General features: G+C 71.6%; 8 protein-coding genes and 1 pseudogene. 2 read left to right on the top strand and 7 right to left on the bottom strand.

The annotated features are described in order from the left end of the window. From I53_RS01670 to I53_RS01680, 4 genes and pseudogenes are all read right to left on the bottom strand, one after another. Nucleotides 1–661, bottom strand: a pseudogene (locus tag I53_RS01670) (SDR family NAD(P)-dependent oxidoreductase); the annotation flags it as partial. 130 nt (nucleotides 662–791) lie between these two features. Then, a complete protein-coding gene (locus I53_RS33615) occupies nucleotides 792–929 on the bottom strand; it encodes a hypothetical protein (RefSeq protein ID WP_164706393.1) in 138 nt (45 codons plus the stop codon). A 573-nt stretch (nucleotides 930–1,502) separates the two neighbouring features. Beyond that, nucleotides 1,503–1,997 carry a hypothetical protein gene (locus tag I53_RS01675; protein ID WP_043345986.1) on the bottom strand — a complete coding sequence of 165 codons (495 nt, stop codon included), beginning with the start codon at nucleotides 1,995–1,997 and terminating at the stop codon, nucleotides 1,503–1,505. Then, the gene (locus tag I53_RS01680; protein ID WP_043345988.1) at nucleotides 1,994–2,503 is read right to left on the bottom strand and encodes a hypothetical protein; all 510 of its coding nucleotides are present in this window, start codon (nucleotides 2,501–2,503) and stop codon (nucleotides 1,994–1,996) included. Before I53_RS01680 ends, I53_RS01675 begins: the two co-directional genes overlap by 4 nt. A gap of 222 nt (nucleotides 2,504–2,725) precedes the next feature. Here I53_RS01680 and I53_RS01685 point away from each other — a divergent pair, with 222 nt between their 5' ends. Then, nucleotides 2,726–3,133, top strand: a complete 408-nt coding sequence (locus I53_RS01685) for a hypothetical protein (protein ID WP_251982184.1) — start codon at nucleotides 2,726–2,728, stop codon at nucleotides 3,131–3,133. A 136-nt stretch (nucleotides 3,134–3,269) separates the two neighbouring features. Continuing rightward, the gene (locus I53_RS01690; RefSeq protein ID WP_043345989.1) at nucleotides 3,270–3,524 is read left to right on the top strand and encodes a hypothetical protein; all 255 of its coding nucleotides are present in this window, start codon (nucleotides 3,270–3,272) and stop codon (nucleotides 3,522–3,524) included. Between the two features lie 300 nt (nucleotides 3,525–3,824). Here the strand turns inward: I53_RS01690 and I53_RS30755 are convergent, their stop codons facing one another. From I53_RS30755 to I53_RS01700, 3 genes are all read right to left on the bottom strand, one after another. Then, nucleotides 3,825–4,118, bottom strand: a complete 294-nt coding sequence (locus I53_RS30755; protein WP_075380087.1) for a hypothetical protein — start codon at nucleotides 4,116–4,118, stop codon at nucleotides 3,825–3,827. A gap of 413 nt (nucleotides 4,119–4,531) precedes the next feature. Further along, nucleotides 4,532–4,735: a hypothetical protein gene (locus I53_RS01695; RefSeq protein ID WP_043345991.1), complete on the bottom strand. Its 204-nt coding sequence runs from the start codon at nucleotides 4,733–4,735 to the stop codon at nucleotides 4,532–4,534. Continuing rightward, the coding region (locus I53_RS01700) for a hypothetical protein (protein ID WP_251982185.1) at nucleotides 4,732–5,000 on the bottom strand (269 nt) is incomplete at its 5' end. The genes I53_RS01695 and I53_RS01700, both read right to left, overlap by 4 nt.

The following is a 5,000-nucleotide window of genomic DNA, read 5'->3' on the forward strand; positions in this document are numbered from 1 at the left end:
CCGGCGGGGTTGGCGCGACCCCCGCCCTCCAGGAACGCCTCCACGGTTGGTCCCCGCCTTGGCGGCCCCGGCTGCGGCGTGCTGCGGGATCCGGTCCGTGTCGAAGGGGCCGGGCAGCAGGTTGTTGATGGTCACCCCGTGCCGCACCGTCTGCCGGGCGAGGCCGGCCACGAAGCCCGTCAGCCCCCGATCGGGCGCCGTTCGACAGGCCGAGATGCTCGATCGGCGCCTTCACGGCGCCGGATGTGATGTTGACGATCCGGCCGAACTTGCGGGCGATCATCCCGTCGACGGTCGCCTGGATCAGGGCGATCGGCGCCAGCATGTTGGCGTCGAGCGCCCGGATCCAGGCGTCGCGGTCCCAGTCGCGGAAGTCGCCGGGGGGCGGCCCGCCGGCATTGTTGATCAGGATGTCGGGCTCTGGGCAGGCGGCGAGCGCCGCGGCCCGGCCGGCCTCGGTGGCGATGTCGCCCGCGACGGCGGTGACGGTGACCCCCGTCTCGCTGCGGATCTCCCCGGCGGTCCGCTCCAGGAGCTCCGCGTTGCGGGCCGTGATCGTCACCGCGACGCCCTCGCGGGCCAGCGCCAGGGCGCAGCCCCTGCCCAGTCCCTTGCTCGCCGCGCAGACGAGCGCCCGGCGCCCGCTCAAGCCGAGATCCATGGGGAGCCTCCGTGACCGGCCCTCGCCGCGAGGGCATCCGCCGCGTCATAGCCCGCCGGACGCCCCCCGCGGAAGCGATCCGGGACGGGGCCGCGGGCCTCTCAGGCGGTGTTCGGCCGGCGCCCGCCGCTCACCACGTGCGCAGGTCGCGGGCGCCGGGCCCGTCGGGACGCTCCTCCCGCTCCGGGGCGACGAACCCGGCCCACAACAGGGCCACCGCCCCGGTGAGAAGCGGAAGGGACGTGCTGAGGACGAGGCTGAGGGTCACGGCGATCCTGCCAGGCGGACGAGGTCGAGACGACGAGGTCAGGCTCTTTTGGTCCGAAAGTTGTTTTCGTGAGCTTAAGGTTGCCGGTCATATTGAAGAGGCCGCGGCAAAATCTGAATGCGCTGCGCCGCTCCAGTCACCGCCTGCGCGGTCGGGCCTCCCCGTCCGGGCGGAATCTGCGGTCGTGGCGCTCCGCATCGGGATGTCGCACGGCTGTTCGAGGACGGATCCGCGGGGCGACGGACCGGCTGCCGGCTCACGACTGCATCAACCCGCGCGATCCCCAGGCCGACGCGATTCCCAGGCCGGGCCGGCCACGTTCGTGCGCTCCGTCGCGAGGCGGCCTCTCCCCCAGATCACGCCCGGCGTGGATCGCGCCGGAGACGGCCTGTCGCCGCGCCTGTCCGACGCCTGCGTCCGAGATCTGCAACCGGACATCGCCGTGTCTCACGGCCGGATGGTGCCTAGGGCTGGGCGCAGCCTGCGGTCGGTGTCACGGCCCTGCCGGCAACCGCGTCGTCCAGCCGCGCCTGTCGCGTCCGCCGGGACACCGGGGGGCCGCTGCGCGCCGGCTCACGGCTGATCCGCGGCCTCGGACAGGGCGCCGAATTCGTTGACCATGCACTCGTGCATCCGGCGCAGCCACCCCCGCGCTTCCGTCCGCTCGGCCTCGGCCCGTTCGGCCCGTTCGGCCGCCGCACGGGCCTGCGCCTCGGCCTGCTCGGCCCGCTCGAGCGCCGCCCGCAGCAGCGATTCAGCGTGGCGGGCCCGGTCCTCCGCGGCGCGGCGTGCCGTCTCGGCCGCGCGCACCGAATGCTGCGCCTCCCGGACGGACTCGCGGGCGCTCGCCTGCAGGCCGCGGACCCGCGCTGCGACGCCGCGCACGGCGGTCAGGGAGGCCGACCAGTCATCCGCCTCCGCTTCGGCCGCGGGCCCGGCCGAAGCGGCGCCGGAGAACAGGGCGACGACCCGGTCGATCGGCGCGGCGTCGCCGTCGCGAGGCCCGACCGGGTAGGTCAGGGGATGGGACTCCATCGTCTCGGCCCGCGCCCGGGCGGCGCCGCTCATGCCGCCTCCTGATCGGTGAGGTCCGAGAACTCGGACAGGATCGCCTGCTGGACGCGTTCCAGCCATTCCTCGGCCTGCCGCGCCCGGTCCTCGGCGGCGCGGACGCGGGCCTCGGCGGCCCTGGCGCGTTCCTCCGCGGCGAGGACCTGGGCCTCGGCGCGCACCTGTGCCTCGCGCGCCTGCATCTCCGCCGTCCGGGCGCGCTCGTTGGAGGCGTGGATCTCCTCACGCACCTGATCCAGCACCTGTTCGATGCGCGCCTCCCGCTCACGGGCCTGCGCCTCGATCTCGCGGGCCTGGCGGGCTGCGGCCTGGACCCGGAGGATGAGGGCGTCCCAATCCTGCGGCGAGGCCGGCGGCTTCTGAAGCTCGGCCCGTGCGTGCAGCGACGAGACGACGCGCAGGACGTTGCCGAGGTTGGTTTCGGGCCCGGCGCCGGAGTCGCGCTGGGTCTTGTCTGCGGGTCGAAACCGAGGGTCGTTCAGAAGCCTCTGCAGCTCGCTCACGGATCCTCTGCTCCCTCTCGATCCAATTCCGATCCGCCTAGACTGTTTAGAATAGTTAACAAACAATTAAATGCGCTGCTGGCCGATTGTAGAATGTTAACACGATGGGCTCCGCCGCCCCGTGGGATCCGGCCCTGGCGATCGAGGCCCCCGCCGCAGGCTCGACCGCGCGGGACGCGCCCGGCCCGGATCCGCGCGGCCGGGTGCCGTCGAACGGACCCGGTGGGCCTGCGCCCCGAGGCCGCTGCCGCGCTGCCGGATGTGACGTTTGATACCGAAATCGCGCGGGGAATGAACGCGAATACAGATCGTCGCAGGACGCGATGGCTGGTTCGTCAGGAGGTCACGATGGCCGAGGAGCGCTTGGACGAGCCCTGGAGGCCTGCCTTCAAGACCGGGCAGATCTTCTTCGGGCGCCCGCTGGAATGCTGCGATTGTCTCATCTGGGAGCTCAGGGCATCCGGTGCGATGATCGAGCTTCATCCGGAGGCGATGCCGCCGCACACCCTGCGCCTGATCTCGATCGCCCTGCTCCTGAATCAGCCGTGCGAAGTCGTCGGGCGCGATGGCCGGAGGATCGAGTTGAGGTTCTCCTCGGGTTTGGACCGCCTGCTCCTGGGGGCGCGATGACGCGGGCGCCTGTCCGGCCTGCGGGCGACCCCGCTCCGCCACGGCCCGTGCTCATCCGACGCCGAAGCCTCCGCCGCAGCCTACGCCGCGGCCATCCGGGCCCATCGTCAGCGCGATGCACCCGCGCAGGTGCGCCATGACCGCTCCGCAAGTCATCGCCACGGTCGTCTTTCTGACCTCGGTCGGATCGGCGATGGCGCTCGCCCTCATGGCAGGCGCCTCGTCCGCTCTGGACGCGGTGACGCAGACGTTTGATCGCATGCGGCCGGACGAAACACGCGACCGGACGCGCCGCCGCCCGGACACCCCTACGGCATCGATCCCTGCCGACGGCGCGGCCGACCCCGTGGGCGCTGCGACAGGAAGCCCGGACGCTTCGCCTGCGCTCTGAGAACCCCTGTTTCGCATCGCCGGACAGGGCCGAAGGGAGACGGGAGCGCATCGCCGTGACCGTGGTCGGGATCCATCGCTCGCCCTGGAGAGCCGCCGGGCTGTTTGCGGCCGCCTGCGGCTTCGTCGGCCTGTGCGCGGTGCTCGTCCGCCCCACGCTGTTCCGGCGCGGTCCGGTGGTGTCCGTGGGGCCGCGCGGGATCGCTGCGCTACGCGACGCAGCTCAGCGAAACGCCGGTGGCCTGCGCGTGGCGGGTCCGCGGCCCTCGTGATCGCATGCTGCCGCGCGCGCTGCGGTACGCTAACCGACCTTGTCGTCCGGTTCGGTGGGCTCCACGCTCGTACCGAGCGCTCCACCGCGCGGCAAATCCACCGGACCGTGCCCGTCCCGGTTCAATATGCCGCCGTGATCTGGATTGCGCCCGTGGTTCGGGTGCGTCGCCTGCCGCTGGGCCTGTGCCAACTCCCTGTGGGTCGGCAGCGGCCGCCAAGGAGCGGGCGCGGCCCCCAGGCGAAGGGCCGTCGGGGTGCGCGTGAAATACACCGCCAGCACCACCCATGGGACGACGAAGACAACAAATGCGGTGAGACCCATGACGACGCTCCGCGAATCTTTGCCAGCAATAGTGAGAACGCTGTCGGTCCATTGCTGATCCCGCCGGGTCGAAATCAATCTCTGTCGCACCGCAACACAGTTTTCGTTGGTGGACGCGCGATGCCGCATCGCGTCGGCTTGGCAAGATCGGAAGCGGAAACGCCGATACGCCTGACCACGCTCCGTGATTTGGCTCGCGGCGTGCGGAAGCGGGCGGTGCCGCCGCGAAGCACCCGCAAGCCGCCTGCTTGAAGTCTCCGGATCGAACGTCTGGGCCGCCTCGTCAGGCCCCCACCGGGTGGATATCCGCCGGACAGATTTCTGGCGGCTCAACCACACAGGCCGCCATCACGCGTGGGCGAATGCCCTGACGCGGCCGAGCGCCTCGCGGCGATGGGGCCGTCGGCAGGTCGCTACCCCAGCGCGATCAGCATCCAGGTGCGAGCCTTCGCCATCAGCTCCCCATCCCCGGCCGACGGATCGGACGCGATCACGCGGCCGATGATCTGGCGGGCGTCCGTGCCACTCATCCCGATTCCCTGCGCGAAGCCGCTCAGGCGCTGCATCAGGCGATTGGCGGTGGCTTCGCGATCCAGATCGGCCTCGGGCTCGCTCATCCGTTCACCGGGTGCGCCAGCAGGATCGCGGTCCGGACCATGGTGCGCGTCCAGGCCGGCGTGTCGGTGGTGAGCGCATCGGCCGCATGGGCGTGCGTTCGGATGGTCACGACGAGGTCGAGGCTCCAACCCTTCGCAAGCGGGTACGCGTCGGTAGCGAGGTTGGCCGGCACCGCGTCGACCGCAGCATCGATCTCCTGATCGGTGACCTCAGCGGCTTTCCGGACTTCGGAGACGGTCGGGTCGGTGGCTACGCGAACCTGCG

This window comes from Methylobacterium sp. B1 (genome assembly GCF_000333255.1).
GTDB lineage: Bacteria > Pseudomonadota > Alphaproteobacteria > Rhizobiales > Beijerinckiaceae > Methylobacterium > Methylobacterium fujisawaense.